The sequence below is a fragment of the Streptomyces solincola genome, assembly GCF_002982015.1.
Lineage (GTDB): Bacteria > Actinomycetota > Actinomycetes > Streptomycetales > Streptomycetaceae > Streptomyces > Streptomyces solincola.
On the sequence record NZ_PVLV01000097.1, the window covers coordinates 1 to 15,079 of the forward strand.

Genomic DNA, 15,079 nt, shown 5'->3' on the forward strand with positions numbered 1-15,079 from the left:
CCGCCCGCCCCCCGTCCCTCCCCGAGGAGCCGCCGCCATGCGTGTCCTGCTGGTCAACATGCCCTGGTCGCCCATCGACCTGCCGTCCCTGGCCCTGGGCATCCTCAAACGCAGCGTGGACGAGCGCGTGCCCGGCGCCACCGCCGAGGTCCTGCACGCCAACCTCGAGTTCACCGACTGGATCACCGGGCGCACCGCGTTCACCGGTGACGACTACGAGTACTACGCCCTCTCCTCGTACTTCATGGGCTGCGGCGACTGGGTCTTCTCCTCCGCCCTCTACGACGACACCGAGTGGCGCACCGAGGAGTTCACCGCCGTCATGAGCGGCAAGCTGAAGAAGTCCCGCATGGAGATGACCCGCGCCCTGCACCGCGCGGTCCCCGAGTTCGTCGACGACATCGCCCAGCGGATCGTCCGCCACGCCCCCGACGTCGTCGGCTTCACCTCCACCTTCCAGCAGAACACCGCCGCCCTCGCCGCCGCCCGCCGGGTCAAGCAGCTCGCCCCGCACATCACCACCGTCCTGGGCGGCGCCAACTGCGACGGCGCCCAGGGCGCGGCGGTGCACCGCAACTTCCCCTTCGTCGACCACGTCGTACGCGGCGAGGGCGAAGCCGCCTTCCCCGAGCTGCTGACCGCGCTCACCGCCGGCGGCGACCTCACGACCGTCCCCGGCCTGTGCCACCGCGGCCCCGACGGCGCCAGCCACGCCAACCCCATGGCCACCCGCCCGCTGCCGCCCGCCGCCATCCTGCCCCCCGACTACAGCGGCTACTTCGAACGCCTCGCCGCCTCGGTCGCCCGCAACTGGGTCGAGCCCAAACTCGTCGTCGAGGGCGCCCGCGGCTGCTGGTGGGGGGAGAAGCACCACTGCACCTTCTGCGGACTCAACGGCTCCTTCATGCAGTTCCGCTCCAAGAGCCCGGACACCTTCTACGAGGAGATCATGGAACTGGCCCGCCGCCACCGGGTCCTGGACATGTACGTCGTCGACAACATCCTCGACATGGGCTACCTCACCACCGTGCTGCCCCGGATCATCGACAGCGGCTACGACCTGCGGCTGCACATCGAGATCAAGGCCAACATGCGCCGCCCCCAGCTCCGCACCCTCGCCGACGCGGGAATGATCTACGTCCAGCCGGGCATCGAGTCCCTCAACCACCGCGTCCTCGACCTCATGGACAAGGGCGTCAGCGGCTGCCAGAACGTCCGCATGCTGCGCGACGGAGCCGAGACCGGCCTGTCCGTCGCCTGGAACTACCTGCACGGCTTCCCCGGCGAGCGGGCCTCCGACTACGAACCGGTCATCGCCCAGATCCCGGCCCTGGAACACCTCGACCCGCCGGTCGACCTGTCCGCCCGCATCGCCATCGAACGCTTCAGCCCCTACTTCGAGCGCCCCGAACTCGGCTTCACCGGTCTGCGCCCCGAAGAGCACTACCGCTTCACCTACGACCTGCCCGAATCCGAACTCCACGACCTCGCCTACGTCTTCGAGGCCCCCGCCCGCGGCATCGGCGAACCCGTCGTCACCGCCCTCAACGACGCCCTGGCCGCCTGGAAGAAGCACCACGCCGACGCCCGGCTCACCCACGCCGACCTCGGCGACCGGATCGTCCTGGTCTCCCGCCGCCGCGCCTTCGAGTGGCGCACCACCGACCTCACCGACCCCTTCGAGCTGGCCGCCTTCCGCCTCCTGGACCAGCCCCACACCCCCGCCGCCCTCACCCGCAAGGCCGCCCGCAAGGCCCCCGGCGCCGGCCGCGACGAGCCGGCCGTCCAGCGGCTCCTCGACACCTGGCTCGCCCTCGGGATCGTCTTCACCGACGGCGGCCAGTACGTCCACATCGCCCCCGCCGCCGTCAACGAGGACCTCCTGCGGCTGGACTTCATGCGCCACAGCCACGCCCGCACCGCGGCCCCGCTTTCCGTCTGACCGCCCCGAAAGGCGCCCGAGATGACCACCGCCACCGCCGTCCCCGGCCCGCCGCCCACCGTGCTGGCCTGGCGCGACTACGACCCCGAGGCCTGCCGGCTGCCCGGCATGTACCTCGGCGAACTGGCCCTGCCCGGCCCCCTGCCGCAGGAGAGCGACCGCCTGTGGCACCTGGGCGCCCGCCGGGTCCGCCTCCCGCACCCCGTCGACCTCACCCCCGGCCCCGACGCCGAGCGGGCCGCCGCGACCACGGCCGCCCTCAGCCTGGTGCGCGACCTCACCGCCCGGGCCGTCCTCGTCGAGTGGACCCTGCGCCTGGCCCCCGCCGCCGGCGACGCCTGGCGCGTCCTCAGCCACCTCCAGCCCCCGCGGCACATCGAGGGCCCGCCGGACGCCGACGACGTGCTGGCCGCCTGGCGGGCCGGCCACTACCTCTGCAAGTGCCTGTGGCGCCAGGGCCCGGGCTTCATCCAGATCCGCGACCGCCGCTTCGGCGAACTGCGCCGCTTCACCGCCGACGAGCCCGGATACGCCGAGGCCATCGGCGCACTCGCCTACGGAGCCCCGGCCGACTGCGTGCCGCGCGCCATCCTGGACGACTTCCGCGGCGAGCAGCTCACCCTCGACGTCGGCCCGCTGGCCTGGTGGCTGCCCTACCGGATCAGCCGCTGGCTCCAGGAGTCCATGACCATCTGACCGGGCCGGCGGCCGCAGGGGTCACTCGAAGCGGGAGGGGTCACCCGCCCCCCGGCGGACGATCTCCACGTCGCCGCCGGAGAAGTCGATCACGGTCGTCGGCTCGGTGCCGCAGTCGCCGGAGTCCAGCACCGCGTCCACCTCGTGGTCGAGCCGCTCCTTGATCTCCCAGCCCTGGGTCAGCGGCTCGTCCTCGTCGGGCAGCAGCAGGGTGCTGGACACCAGCGGCTCGCCCAGCTCCTCCAGCAGCGCCTGGGTGACCACGTGGTCGGGGATGCGCACGCCCACCGTCCGCTTCTTGGGGTGCAGCAACTGGCGCGGCACCTCCTTCGTGGCGGGCAGGATGAAGGTGTAGCTGCCGGGCGTGGCCGCCTTCACCGCGCGGAACACGTCGTTGTCGATCTGCACGAGCTGACCCAACTGCGCGAAGTCCCGGCACACCAGCGTGAAGTGGTGCCGGTCGTCCAGCTTGCGGATCGACCGGATCCGGGCCAGCCCCTCGCGGTTGTTCAGGCTGCATCCCAGCGCGTAGCAGGAGTCCGTCGGATACGCGATCAGCGCGCCCGAGCGGATGCTCTCGGCCACCGTGGAGACGGTGCGGCGCTGCGGGTTGTCGGGGTGCACGTCGAAGTACTTCGCCATCCGCCGAGCGTAAGCCACCGCGCGGGCCCGGCACTCCACGGCTCCGCGGACGCCGCGCTCAGACCACCAGCCGCAGCGAGGTCTCCGCGATGCCCAGCCGGACGCTCTGGCCCCAGGTCAGCTCCAGCGCGTCGGCCTCCATCCCGTCCCCGAACACCACCATCCGGTCCGACTCCACCGTCAGCCGCAGCCCCTGCCCGGGCCCCAGCTCGCCGGCCACCCGGGAGGTCCCGGTGGCCGGCGACGGCCAGGCCTCCCGTACGAACCACAGCAGCCTGCGGTCGCACGGCGCGGGCAGCACCGCCGCGCTGCCGCGCTCCAGCCACAGCGACCGCAGCCAGCCGGTGGCGCCCGTACCGGTGCCCACCAGCACCCCCGAGGAGGCCTGCGCCTCGCCCGGATCGCCGTCCGCCCCGCCGCCCAGGCGGTAGCGGGCCGTCTGGTGCCCGGGCGGCCCCAGATAGACCTCGTTGAGCGCGAGGAGCCGCTGGGTGTCGTCGGCGACCGCCTCCACCATCGTCAGCTCCTCGGCCCGGCCCCCGCCGGCGACCGCCGCCCGCAGCAGCGCAGCCGCGTCGGCGCGGCGGTGGCGCACCAGCACCCCCGGGTTGCGCCCCGGATCGGCGTCGACGCCCACCACCGGCTGCCCGTCCAGGTACTTGGCGGTGTTGGCGACCAGACCGTCCTGCCCCACCACGACCACCACGTCCTCCGGCGCGAACAGGAAGCGGTCCAGGTCCGCCCGCTCCACCCGGGTGGAGCGCCAGGTCAGCGGCACCGCCGCCGCCACCTCCCGCAGCGCCCGCGCGGTGTGCTCGTGGCGGCGGACCACCTCGTCGATCGAGCGGCCCCGGCTGGAGAGGAAGAAGGCGGCCTGCCCGTGCGTGCCGTGCCGGGCGAGCAGCTCCTCGTACTCGGTCCTGCGGTGCACCAGCACCGCCCGCGGCGCCAGACTCACGCGCCCGCCCCGCCGTCCCGCCCGAGCCGCGCGAGGAGCGAGGTGAGGACGTCGGGGGAGAGGGTGACGCTCTCGACCCGCGGCAGGTTCTCCGCCAGCCTGGTCGCCGCCAGGGCGTGCAGGGTGGCCGGCTCGACCTCGCCGTGCACCCGCAGCCAGGCGGCCTGGGCCTCGGCGCGCGCGGAGCCCGTCGCACGCGCCGCCTCCGCCTCCGCGCGCGCCAGGCGCACCGTGCGGGCCGCCTCGGCCTCCGTCCGTACGCCGTCGGCGGCGGCCTTCTCCTCCGCCTCGCGGCGCGTGTTGGTGCCCCGCTGGTCGACCAACTGCTCTTCGCGCCGCGCCAGTTCGATCTGGCTGGCCAGCTCGTTCTCGGCGATGGCGCGTTCGCGCTCGACCGCCACCGCCCGCCGCTCGTAGGTGGCCCGGTCCGCCTCCTGCTGGATCTGCTCGCGCGCCGGGGTGCGCAGGGCCCGCTCCACCTCCGCCTCCGGCCGGATCGCGACCACCCGCACCGCCACCACGTCGATGCCGGTGGCCGGAAGCCGCGGCTCGGCCGCGAGCCCGGTGGCCACCCGTTCCCGTACCGAGGCCACCCCGTCCACCAGGGCGGCGGCCAGCGGGGTGCGGGCCAGCACGTCCAGGGTGTGCTGCTGCGCGGTCTCGGTGAGCAGGGTGGCGATCTGCTCCAGCGGCGCGCCGCGCCAGCTCCCGGTGTCCGGGTCCACCGAGAAGTCGAGCCGGTCCGCCGCCTGGGCCGGGTCGCTGATCCGGTAGGTGACGGTGGCCTGCACGGTCACGTCCTGGAAGTCGGCCGTACGGGCGTGGAACGCCATGGCCAGCTCCCGGTCGTCCACCGGCACCTCGGACAGCGCGGCGGACAGCGACCGGTACCAGAAGCTCAGCCCCCGCCCGTCGTGGGCGAGCCGGCCGCGCTTGTGGTGGCGGATGTGCGCGGTGGGCGCGGAGCGCAGATGGCGCCAGCCGAAGCGCCGGGTGATGTCGGCCACGGGGACCCCCTTAATCTCGTCACCATGACGATATAGGGAGCGTCGGGCTATCGTCAATCCGACGAGAACGAGCGGGCCCGTTCATCCGGCGCTGCCCGTTCTGCGACCGCCTCCTCGGGCGCCCTCGTCAGCGTGCACCGCGCCGAGGTCCACGCCCGCCCGGCCGCTACCCGGCCGCCGGCTGCCGTCGCCGTGCACCGGCCCGGTGCCGCCAATCGGCGACCAGCATCAGGGCGAGGCCGGCGAGGACCCAGGCGGTGAGGACGAGCACGGGCCCGCCGGCTCCGGCGCCGTCGAAGAAGGCGTCGGCGCGCAGCAGCGAGGCCGATGCTCCGGGCGGCAGGATCTGACCGAGGGTCGACCAGCCGTCGGGCAGCCAGTACGGCCCGGTGGCGAGCCCGGACAGCGGGTTGCCCAGGAACATCATCACCATCGCGCCCAGGCCGAAGCCGGCCAGTCCGGCGACGGACTCCAGTCCGAGGAACGGGATCGCCAGCGCGGCCATGCCGAGCGACAGGCCGAGCCAGGTGGTCACGAAGGAGCCGTCCAGGGTGCCCATGGCGAACCGGAGGATCGCGGCCACCGCCGCGCCGGCCGCCAGGGCGAAGGCGACCACCCCGGCGAGCCGGATCGGCAGTCCGGCGTGCCCGGGGAAGAGCCGGATCAGGGCGATGGCGGGCAGCATGCCGCCGAAGATCATCGGCAGCGCCGCCGCGCCCAGGCCGGTGCCCCGCGGGTCGTCCGCCGGGAAGGGCACGAGGTCGCGGGTGTGGACCGGGACGCCCTGCCGCTGGGCGAGCGTGCCACCGAGCCCGCCGACGGCGGCGGCGATCTGCTGGCCGCCCGCCGACGCGGTGAACACGCTCACCCCGTCCCCGCCGACGCCCAGCCCGCCCACCACGTCGCGGTTCTCGACCGCCCGGGCCAGCGCCTCGGGATCGGCGTACGCGGTGACCTCCCACGCGTCGTCCGGGAGCTGCTCGCCGATCGCGGCGACCGCGGCGGCGGGTCCGGTGACGCCCAGCGGCGCGTGGTGCGGCCCGCCGTTGACGGACGGCAGTGCGAAGGCGCACAGCATGACGGCGAGGGCCGCGGTCAGACCGAGCACCACGGCGAGCAGGCGCGGCAGGACGGCGCGGCCCTCGGGCGGCGCGTCGGAAGCGGGGGAGGCGTCGGTGGACATGGCAACCGTTTCTCGCCGCCCGAGCCCTCCCCGGCGCGGGACGTGCCAGGGAGGGCCGGTGGCGGGGTGCGAAGGGAAAGGGAACGCGCGGCCCGTCCGGCGAAGAGGCGGGCGGGCGCACGGAAGCACGTACGGGGGCGGTCGACTGACCGGCGGCATCACCATACAACTCATCAAGCAATGAGTTCATCACTCGGTGAATAAAATGTCCGAGGCATGATGGGGCGATGAGCAGCCTCACCGAAGACAGCGGCGCCACGGCCCGGGGCGCGGCCGAGGAGCCCCCCGGTCCCAGGCGGCCCGGCGGCCGGCGACCGGGGGAGACCCGGACCAGGGCGGCCATCCTGGACGCCGCCCGCACGTGCTTCGCCGAACGCGGCTACGACGCCACGAGCCTGCGCCGCATCGCCGCCGAGGCCGGGGTCGACCAGGCGCTCCTGCACCACTTCTACGGCACCAAGGAGAACCTCTTCCTCCAGGCGCTGGAGCTGCCGGCCCGGATGCGCGAGGCCATCGGGGCCGCGGCCCGCGGCCCGCGCGACGGACTGGGAGAACGCCTGGTCCGCGCCCACCTCACGGTCTGGGAGGACCTGTCGGCGCGGCCCGCCCTGCTGACGCTGGTGCGCTCGGCCCCGGTCCACCAGGCCGCCGCCGCACATCTGCGCGAGAACCTCGGCGGTGTCCTGGGAGCCGCGCTGGCCGAGCCCATCGGCGGCGGCGAAGACGCCCGGCTGCGCGCCAACCTCGTGGCGACCCAGCTCATCGGCCTCTCCCTGACCCGCTACATCCTGGCTCTGGAACCGCTCGCCGACGCCGACGCCGATACCGTCGCCGGCCTGTACAGCCCCGCCCTGCAAGCCGTGATCGACGCCGACCGGACCCAGCCGGCCCCCCAGGCCGCCACCAGCGCCTCCCGCACGGCCACGCAGCCGCCCTCCGCCTAGCAGCCGCCGACCCGCACCTCGGCCGGCTCTCCCGCCCGGTCGGGCCGTGGCGGCGCTCCATGGCCCGACCAGCCCGATCCCCACCCCCCGAAGCCGGTCTCTACCATGGGACCGGTCGTCGTTCGGTGAAAGCCCCACACGGAGGAAGCCGCGGGTGTTCTCGGTGCAGGTCTCGCAGCGGAAGCACGGCGTGGTGGTCGCGCTGCGCGGAGAGCTCGACTTCGACAGCGTGGTGCAACTGCACGAGGTCAGCGAGCGGGAACTCGCCCGAGACCCTCGCACCGGTCCGCTGGTCATCGACTGCGCCGCCCTGTCGTTCTGCGACTCCACCGGGATCAGCGCCCTGGTGCGGCTGTACCAGCAGATGGCGGTGCGGCAGCGGCCGCTGCGGCTGGCCGCCCTGCCCGACACCCTGGCCCGCCTGCTCGCGGTCACCGGCTTGGACCGGGTCCTCACCGTCTACGCCGACGTCGACGCCGCCCTGCCCGCGGGCCAGGGCGGCGGCCAGGGCCAAGAGGACCGTGCGGGTGCCGGCCCGGATGATCCGGCCCCGTCCAAGGAGAGGCAGACCACATGACGCGCGTACCAGGGCAGCACGCCTCGCCGCCTGCCGGTCCGCCGGGTACGCGCGCGGCTGACACCGAAACGGACCCCACCGGAACGGACCGTGATCTGCGGGCGCTGTTCGGGCAGTCCTCGGCCGTGTTCGCCGCCCTCGCCGGCCCGGCGCACATGCTGGAAAGCGCCAACCCGGCGTTCTTCGCCACCATCGGCGGCCCCGAGCGCACCCGGACCGGCGTGCCGCTGGGCCAGTTGATGCCGGAGATCGTCGAGCAGGGCTTCATCGCCCTCCTGGACCGGGTCTACCGCACCGGTGAGCCCTACACCGCCCGCGACGCCCGCGTCATGCTCGGCGAAGGCCCCGACACCCGCGAGGTGTTCTTCGACTTCACCTACGAACCCCGCCTGGACGCCGCCGGCAACGTCATGGGCGTCCGCGTGATCGGGGTGGAGACCACCCAGGTCAAGCACGCGCAGCGGCTGACGGCCGAGCACCGGGCGCTGCTGGAGCAGATCGCCCGCCAAGCTCCCCTGCCGGTCGTGTTGGAGGGCATGGCCCGCGCCATCGAGGACCTCGCCCCCGAAGAAGTGCTCGTCTCCGTGCTGCTCGCCGACGCCGACGGACGCCATCTGCGCCACGGCGCGGCCCCCAGCCTGCCCGGCTTCTACAACCACGCCATCGACGGCATCGCCACCGGCGAAGGCGTCGGCTCCTGCGGCACCGCCGCCCACCGCCGCCGGCCGGTGATCGTGACCGACATCGCCACCGACGCCTTCTGGGACGACTTCCGCGACCTGGCCGACAAGGCCGGCCTGGCGGCCTGCTGGTCCACCCCGATCCTGGCCCGCGACGGCTCGCTGCTGGGCACCTTCGCGATGTACCACCGGACCCCGCGCGCCCCGCAGGAGGCCGACCTCGCGCTCGCCCGGGTCTTCGCCGGCACCGCCGCCCTGGCCATCGAACGCCACCAGGCCGAACAAGCCCGCGGCCGAGCCGAGGCACGCGAGAAGGCCGCCCGCGACGACCTCGCCTTCCTCCTGACCGCCAGCACGGCGCTGACCTCCGACCTCGACGCCGTCCAGACCCTCAAGCGACTGGCCGACTCCTGCACGCCCCGGCTGGCCCCGCTGTGCGCCGTCGACCTCGTCGAGGCGGGCCGGGTACGCCGGGTGGCCGCGGCCGCGGCCACACCGCGCCTACAGGAGCTGCTCGCCGCCCACACCCCCGTCTACGACGCCGCCGACGACGCCGTCGCCCGGGTCCTGGCCTCCGGCACGAGCGAGGTCGCCCGGCGCACCCCCACCGGGCCGGGCCCCTGGCAAGACCTCGGAGTCACCGGCTACCTGTGCCTCCCGCTGCTGGACCGCGGCAGCGCGTTCGGCACGGTGACCCTGCTGTCCACCGGAGAGCACGCCTTCGACGGGCACACCGTCGCCCTGGCCGAGGACCTCGTCCGGCGCGCCGCCCTGGCCGCGCGCAACGCCCGCCAGTACACCCACCGCGCCGCCCTCGCCCGCGACCTCCAGGCCGGCCTGCTCCTGCCCGACCTGCCCCGGGTACCGGGCCTGGAGGTGGCCACCTACTACCACCCCGCCGGCGAAGGACTCGACATCGGCGGCGACTTCTACGACGTCTTCCCCCTGGACGACGGACGCTGGGTCTTCCTGCTCGGCGACGTCTGCGGACGCGGCGCCATCGCCGCCACCACCACCGCCCTCGTCCGCCACACCGCCCGGGCCGTCGCCCCGCTCCTGCCCGACTCCAAGGCCGTCGTCGAGGCGATCAACCGGGCCCTGCACAACCGGCCGGCCCGGCACGGCACCGGCTTCGTCACCCTCGTCTACGGCCAGCTCACCCCCACCCCCACCGGCCTGGACGTCGAACTCGTCCGCGCCGGCCACAACCCGCCCCTGCACCTGGACACCCACCGGGACGTGCACCCGCTCGACACACCCGGGACCCTGCTGGGCATCGGCCCCGACACCCACCTCACACCCCGCCACCTCCACCTGCACGCGGGCGAAAGCCTGATCCTGTACACCGACGGCCTCACCGAAGCCCGCCGCGGGAGCGGCGAACTGTTCGGCGACCAGCGCCTCACCCGCGCGGTGAGCCAGGCGCCGGCCGGGACGAGCGCACAACAGCTCATCGACACCCTCACCCAGGCCGTGCACGACTTCACCGGCGGCCGCGACATCGACGACGACCAAGCCGTGCTCGTCCTGACCGCCACCCCGCCCCCCAAGAGCGCGGCACTGCCGGACCAGGCGACCTGAAACGCCGGGGCACGCAGGCCCCGCGGCACGCCCACCGCAGCTCTCGGGGCGCCGGGCCCGTCCCGCCCGTCGCCCGGTGCCGCCGCGCCGGCCTGAGCGCCTGACCCGCCCGTCCACCGCACACCGGCCGTCGTACCGCACCCGCCGGCCTGCCCGGCGTCGTCGTCGGCCGGGCCGGGTGGCCGGGAAACGAACCGCGACGCCCCGGGGCGGCGCGGTGGACGAAGACTTCCGCCCCCAGCCTCGGGCGGGCTTTTCCGCGAGGCGGGCCCGGGCACGTGGACGCCCGGGCTCCGGCAGTCACGACGGCCGGGTCAGGGCCCCACCGATCCCGGCACGTCGGTCTCGACGTGCCCCTGCCGCAGGGAGAACCACCGATGCTCATGGCGCACCCCGTCCTGCTCCGGAACCTCGTCGAGCAGTACCGCACGCTGAGCCTCCTGCACGCCGAGGACGCCACGACCGACGTGCGGCAGAAGCTGGAGGACGTCAGCTACACCCTGTGCGTCTCGACCGGCACCCGCACACCGGAAGCGGCGCTGATCGCGGCCCGGGACCGGCTCGTCGACGCCTTCGGCGGCGAGGACCCGCTCCTGGTGGCCTGACGAGCACCCCGCCGCCACGCCCCACCGCTCTCAGCTCGACTCCGCCCACCCAGAGGTGATGGTCATGACCAGTACCACCCAGGCCCGCCGTATGTCCCGCACCCCCGTCCAGACCGCCGCCACACTGGTCGGAGCGGTCTTCCTGCTGGTCGGGATCCTCGGCTTCATACCCGGCGTCACCACCCCGTACGACACCCTCCAGTTCGCCGCCCACCACTCCGAGGCGAAGCTGCTGGGCCTCTTCCAGGTGTCCGTGCTGCACAACATCGTGCACCTGCTGTTCGGAGTGGCGGGGTTCGTCATGGCCCGTGCCGCCGCGAGCGCCCGCACCTTCCTGATCGGCGGCGGCGTCGTCTACCTCGTCCTGTGGCTGTACGGCCTGCTCATCGACCATGACAGTGCGGCCAACTTCGTCCCCGTCAACTCGGCGGACGACTGGCTGCACTTCGCCCTGGGCGTCGCCATGATCGCTCTCGGCGTCCTGCTCGGCCGCCGGAGCCGGGCCTCCGCCCGGGCCTGACGCCGCCGCCGGCCCGCCGTCGCGTCCGGGACCGTGACCCCGCCCGGTCCGACGCGCCCGCCCCCTCGGGCCCTCGGCGGCCAGTGAACCAACGGCCCGTCGCGCCGACCTCGACGTCCTGAGCCAGGAGACACCGCCATGAGCCATGTGAACCCCGACCCCGAACCCGAGCGGACCACCGGACTGGAGGCGGGCGGCGGGGTCCCACCGGGGGAGACCCCGCCGGCGGAAAGCAGCCTGCCCGAGGCCGGCCCCTACGAGACGCACAATCCGCCCACCGGCTGGGCCAAGGCGCCTCTGATCATCATCCTCGGCCTCGCCGCCCTGGTCGCCGCCTTCTTCCTGGTGTACGCCGTGCTGCTGCTCCTGTGACACCCGAGCTCCGCCCGCCGCCCGCGACGGCGGCGGGCACAGCGACCCGGGGAGCCGACCGGACCGGCATAGGTCGACTCCGCCGATGGGCCGGGCTCTCCCCACCGGCCTGGCGCGGGCCGGCCCCCGCCTGCTGTGCCCCACCGAGCCGCAGTCCCCGCGCGGGCGCAGACCCATGCCCCCGAATGCCGGATGCTCCGCACATGAGATCAGCCGTGCCCTGGAAGGCGTGGACGGACAGCGTTGAAGCCGGCCCCGCGCGAGCAGGCACGGCAAAGGAGGACGGGACGAGATGAGCACCGCGGACGACACGTCGGCCCAGCCGGGGCTGCGACGTGCGCTGACCACCCCGCTGCTGTACTTCTTCATCCTCGGCGACGTCCTGGGCGCCGGGGTGTACGTACTGGTGGGCCAGGTGGCCGCCGCCTCCGGGGGAGCGGTGTGGGTGCCACTGCTGACCGCGTTGGCGCTGGCCCTGCTGACCGCCTCCTCCTACGCCGAGCTGGCCACGAAGTACCCGAGGGCCGGTGGCGCCTCCCACTACGCCACCCTGGCCTACGGACCGGGGGTCGGGTTCGTCGCCGGGTTCTGCATGCTGGCCGCCGGCATCGTGTCAGTCGCCGCCCTCGCCCGCGGCTTCGCCGGGGACTACCTCGGCGAGTTCGTGACCCTCCCCGTCGCCCTGGTCGCCGTGGTCTTCCTCATCCTGCTGGCGCTGCTCAACGCCCGCGGCATCAAGGAGTCCACCCGGGCCAACGCGGTCGCCACCCTGATCGAGGTCGGCGGGCTGCTGGTCATCGTGGTCCTCGGTGCCTGGCTGCTGCTGCGCGGCGAGGGGGACCCGGGCCGCCTGGTCCGGCTCGGCACCCCGGAGGAGGGAGTGGCGGCGGCCGTGCTCAGCGGCTCGGTCCTCGCCTTCTACTCCTTCGTCGGCTTCGAGACGTCGGTCAACGTCGCCGAGGAGACCCGCGACCCCCGCCGCTGCTACCCCCGCGCCCTGTTCGGCGCGCTCCTCACCGCCGGCGCCGTGTACGTCCTGGTCGGCCTCGCCGCCTCGCTCACCGTGCCCACCGAGGTGCTCGCCACCTCCAGCGGGCCGCTGCTGGAGGTCGTCCGCGCTGCCGGCGGTGTCCCTCCGACGGTGTTCAGCGCCATCGCCCTGATCGCCGTCGCCAACGGAGCCCTGCTCACCGGCATCATGGCCTCCCGCCTCGCCTTCGGCATGGCCCGCGACGGACTGCTGCCCGCCGTCCTGACCCGCGTGCTGCCCGGCCGCCGCACCCCCTGGGCGGCCATCGCCGCCACCACCGCCCCCGCCCTGCTGCTGGCCCTGACCGGCAGCGTCGCCACCCTCGCCTCCACGCTGGTTCTGCTGCTCCTGGTGGTCTTCCTGATCGTCAACACCGCCGTACTGGTACTGCGCCGGGAACCGGGCGAGGTCGGGCACTTCCGCGCCCCGACGGCTCTTCCGATTCTCGGAGCCGCCTCCTGTGTGCTGCTGGCCACCCAGGTCGAGGCCGCGGTGTGGACGCGGGGCTCGGTGGTGCTGATCGTGGCGGTGATCCTGGCCGGCCTGGTGGCCCGACGCCGTCGTGCGTCACGTCCCCGACCGGGAAGGGACGCCTGACCCGCCCTCGCGCCACCGCAGGGCGCGGCAGGCGGGTGGAGAGGTGCTTCCCGGCCGGCGACGGGAAATCGCGGCGGCTGTCCGGGTGAGGGACGGCGCATACGTGGCACCCGTACCACACGGCGATCCCAGCCCACACCGGACGCCGTGACAGCCGTATGCAGACCCGACCCGACCCGACCCTGCCCCCGGTGGAGATCCCCCGACATCCCGGCTTCCCGCCCCGTCGAAAGAGCTTCCGCATGTACGAGCGCAGCACTCTGATCCGCAGCCTGCACGACGTCGGGCTGGCCGCGTGGTTCGGCGGGTCGCTGATGGGCGCAGTCGGGTTGAACGGCGCGGCCGAGCACGAAGGCGGATCCCAGTCGGCCACCGACCGCATCTCCTCGTCCGGCTGGGCCAGGTGGACACCGGTCAACGCGGCCGCGATCGGCACACACCTGTTCGGCGGCGGAGGGCTGCTCGCCGCGAACGCGGGGCGGCTGGGAGCGCAACGGGGCGTGGCCGGTTCCTCCGCCGTCAAGACGGCCCTCACCGCCGGTGCCCTGGCCGCCACCGCCTACTCCGGATTTCTCGGCAGGAAGGTCGCTCTCGCCTCCTCCACCGACCCCGAGGACGCCGAGAAAGCCCGGGAGCACCCGGTCGACCTCGACCAGGCCCGGCAGCGGCTGACCTGGGTGCAGTGGGCGGTGCCCGCCCTGACCGGGAGCCTGCTGGTGCTCAACGCCTTCCAGGGCGAGCAGCAGCGCCCCGCCCAGCAGCTCCTCGGCACATGGCGCCGAGCCCGTGCCGCGGCCCCCTTCCTCCCCTGAATCCCCGCGCGTGACCGGAGCCGGACGACTGCCCCGGCCCTCGTGTACCGGTGACGCCCCACCACCTGGAGGTCTTCCCGTGTCCGCTCCCGCCGGGACCGACATGCTGGCGATCTATCTGAACGACCACTACACCGGTGCGACGGGCGGCCTGGAACTCTTCCAGCGCGCTGCCAAGGCCAGAGCTGACGGGGAGGAGAAGGAGGTCCTGGCGGACCTGGCGCGTCAGGTGCGGGACGACCGCGACGCGCTGGCGCAGATCATGGCCGACCTGGAGGTGTCCGTCGACCGCACCAGGATGGCTCTGGGCTGGGTCGCGGAGAAGGCCGGACGTCTCAAGACCAACGGGCGCCTCCTCTCCCGCTCCCCGCTCAGCGACCTCCTCGAAGCCGAGGCGATGCTCCTGGGCGTCCTGGGCAAGGCCGCCTGCTGGCGCGCCCTGCGCACCCTGGCCGAGAGCGACCGGCGCCTGGATGCCGCACGCCTCGACACCCTCCTGGACCGCGCCGAGCGGCAGGCCACGGTCCTGGAGCGGATGCGGGTCGCCGCCGCCGCCCGCAACCTCAGCACCCCGAGCACGCCCTCTCCGGCGAAACCCGCATGACCCAGCGTCACGAGTAGCGCCGCAGCATGCTGTCGTGGCCCAGGGCGTCGGTGATCGACCCGGCGTGAACTCGGCCGCTTCGCAGGAGGGGGCGGTGGGCAGGAGCCGGCGCTGGATCTCGGCGGCCAGGGTGACGGGGGTGGTGCGCTGGCCCCAGTGGTACAGGTCGGTGAAGCGCCGGTCGGTGACGACGATGCACGCCGGCGCGTGCGCGGCCTCCTCCACCGGCTCCAGCACCTCGTCGGTGACCTCGGGCGCCACCCGACACGGGGCGCCGCGGTCCGGCAAGCGCATGGCCGCCGCCCGCGCCCGAGGCCGCGACCGGATGA

15 protein-coding genes and 1 pseudogene are annotated in these 15,079 nt (G+C 74.2%); 11 read left to right on the plus strand and 5 right to left on the minus strand.

Annotation, left to right across the window (positions count from 1 at the left end; genetic code table 11):
* Window positions 1-37 precede the first annotated feature (37 nt).
* Window positions 38-1,942 (plus strand): RiPP maturation radical SAM C-methyltransferase, encoded by a 1,905-nt coding sequence (locus C6N75_RS07410; RefSeq protein WP_105868046.1) that lies wholly within the window; start codon window positions 38-40, stop codon window positions 1,940-1,942.
* A 21-nt stretch (window positions 1,943-1,963) separates the two neighbouring features.
* Window positions 1,964-2,638 (plus strand): DUF5825 family protein, encoded by a 675-nt coding sequence (locus C6N75_RS07415; RefSeq protein ID WP_105868047.1) that lies wholly within the window; start codon window positions 1,964-1,966, stop codon window positions 2,636-2,638.
* Window positions 2,639-2,659: 21 nt separating this feature from the next.
* On the opposite strand, the gene C6N75_RS07420 is transcribed toward C6N75_RS07415, so the two are convergent.
* The 4 genes from C6N75_RS07420 to C6N75_RS07435 form a co-directional block, all read right to left on the minus strand.
* Complete coding sequence (locus C6N75_RS07420; protein WP_105868048.1) at window positions 2,660-3,280, minus strand: L-threonylcarbamoyladenylate synthase; 621 nt, start codon at window positions 3,278-3,280, stop codon at window positions 2,660-2,662.
* A 58-nt stretch (window positions 3,281-3,338) separates the two neighbouring features.
* Entirely contained in the window at window positions 3,339-4,238 is a 900-nt protein-coding gene (locus tag C6N75_RS07425; RefSeq protein WP_105868049.1) for an NAD(+)/NADH kinase, read from the minus strand.
* Window positions 4,235-5,245, minus strand: coding sequence for an SPFH domain-containing protein (locus tag C6N75_RS07430; RefSeq protein ID WP_105868050.1), 1,011 nt, complete (start codon window positions 5,243-5,245; stop codon window positions 4,235-4,237). Before C6N75_RS07430 ends, C6N75_RS07425 begins: the two co-directional genes overlap by 4 nt.
* A gap of 166 nt (window positions 5,246-5,411) precedes the next feature.
* Window positions 5,412-6,428, minus strand: coding sequence for a hypothetical protein (locus C6N75_RS07435; RefSeq protein ID WP_105868051.1), 1,017 nt, complete (start codon window positions 6,426-6,428; stop codon window positions 5,412-5,414).
* 227 nt (window positions 6,429-6,655) lie between these two features.
* Between C6N75_RS07435 and C6N75_RS07440 the strand changes: the two genes are divergently transcribed.
* From C6N75_RS07440 to C6N75_RS07480, 9 genes are all read left to right on the plus strand, one after another.
* On the plus strand, window positions 6,656-7,372 hold the full coding sequence (locus C6N75_RS07440) for a TetR/AcrR family transcriptional regulator (protein WP_105868052.1): 717 nt from the start codon (window positions 6,656-6,658) through the stop codon (window positions 7,370-7,372).
* A gap of 154 nt (window positions 7,373-7,526) precedes the next feature.
* Entirely contained in the window at window positions 7,527-7,949 is a 423-nt protein-coding gene (locus C6N75_RS07445) for an STAS domain-containing protein (protein WP_181160383.1), read from the plus strand.
* Window positions 7,946-10,210, plus strand: a complete 2,265-nt coding sequence (locus C6N75_RS07450) for a SpoIIE family protein phosphatase (RefSeq protein ID WP_219852855.1) — start codon at window positions 7,946-7,948, stop codon at window positions 10,208-10,210. The genes C6N75_RS07445 and C6N75_RS07450 overlap by 4 nt, the downstream gene beginning before the upstream one ends.
* 377 nt (window positions 10,211-10,587) lie before the next feature.
* A complete protein-coding gene (locus tag C6N75_RS07455) occupies window positions 10,588-10,815 on the plus strand; it encodes a DUF5133 domain-containing protein (RefSeq protein WP_105868054.1) in 228 nt (75 codons plus the stop codon).
* A gap of 64 nt (window positions 10,816-10,879) precedes the next feature.
* Window positions 10,880-11,335: a DUF4383 domain-containing protein gene (locus C6N75_RS07460; protein ID WP_219852856.1), complete on the plus strand. Its 456-nt coding sequence runs from the start codon at window positions 10,880-10,882 to the stop codon at window positions 11,333-11,335.
* Between the two features lie 138 nt (window positions 11,336-11,473).
* Window positions 11,474-11,707: a DUF6480 family protein gene (locus C6N75_RS07465; RefSeq protein ID WP_105868055.1), complete on the plus strand. Its 234-nt coding sequence runs from the start codon at window positions 11,474-11,476 to the stop codon at window positions 11,705-11,707.
* 292 nt (window positions 11,708-11,999) lie between these two features.
* Window positions 12,000-13,334 carry an APC family permease gene (locus tag C6N75_RS07470; RefSeq protein ID WP_105868056.1) on the plus strand — a complete coding sequence of 445 codons (1,335 nt, stop codon included), beginning with the start codon at window positions 12,000-12,002 and terminating at the stop codon, window positions 13,332-13,334.
* A 242-nt stretch (window positions 13,335-13,576) separates the two neighbouring features.
* Complete coding sequence (locus C6N75_RS07475) at window positions 13,577-14,146, plus strand: hypothetical protein (RefSeq protein ID WP_105868057.1); 570 nt, start codon at window positions 13,577-13,579, stop codon at window positions 14,144-14,146.
* Between the two features lie 79 nt (window positions 14,147-14,225).
* Complete coding sequence (locus C6N75_RS07480) at window positions 14,226-14,750, plus strand: hypothetical protein (RefSeq protein WP_219852857.1); 525 nt, start codon at window positions 14,226-14,228, stop codon at window positions 14,748-14,750.
* A 63-nt stretch (window positions 14,751-14,813) separates the two neighbouring features.
* Here C6N75_RS07480 and C6N75_RS31400 read toward each other — a convergent pair.
* Window positions 14,814-14,999, minus strand: a pseudogene (locus tag C6N75_RS31400) (serine/threonine-protein phosphatase); the annotation flags it as partial.
* Window positions 15,000-15,079: the final 80 nt, after the last annotated feature.

Bases quoted from the DNA above. Each gene is read 5' to 3' on its own strand.
- C6N75_RS07410 (WP_105868046.1), top strand. From the start codon at position 38: ATGCGTGTCCTGCTGGTCAACATGCCCTGGTCGCCCATCGACCTGCCG.
- C6N75_RS07415 (WP_105868047.1), top strand. From the start codon at position 1,964: ATGACCACCGCCACCGCCGTCCCCGGCCCGCCGCCCACCGTGCTGGCC.
- C6N75_RS07420 (WP_105868048.1), bottom strand. From the start codon at position 3,280: ATGGCGAAGTACTTCGACGTGCACCCCGACAACCCGCAGCGCCGCACC.
- C6N75_RS07435 (WP_105868051.1), bottom strand. From the start codon at position 6,428: ATGTCCACCGACGCCTCCCCCGCTTCCGACGCGCCGCCCGAGGGCCGC.
- C6N75_RS07440 (WP_105868052.1), top strand. From the start codon at position 6,656: ATGAGCAGCCTCACCGAAGACAGCGGCGCCACGGCCCGGGGCGCGGCC.
- C6N75_RS07450 (WP_219852855.1), top strand. From the start codon at position 7,946: ATGACGCGCGTACCAGGGCAGCACGCCTCGCCGCCTGCCGGTCCGCCG.
- C6N75_RS07455 (WP_105868054.1), top strand. From the start codon at position 10,588: ATGCTCATGGCGCACCCCGTCCTGCTCCGGAACCTCGTCGAGCAGTAC.
- C6N75_RS07460 (WP_219852856.1), top strand. From the start codon at position 10,880: ATGACCAGTACCACCCAGGCCCGCCGTATGTCCCGCACCCCCGTCCAG.
- C6N75_RS07465 (WP_105868055.1), top strand. From the start codon at position 11,474: ATGAGCCATGTGAACCCCGACCCCGAACCCGAGCGGACCACCGGACTG.
- C6N75_RS07470 (WP_105868056.1), top strand. From the start codon at position 12,000: ATGAGCACCGCGGACGACACGTCGGCCCAGCCGGGGCTGCGACGTGCG.
- C6N75_RS07475 (WP_105868057.1), top strand. From the start codon at position 13,577: ATGTACGAGCGCAGCACTCTGATCCGCAGCCTGCACGACGTCGGGCTG.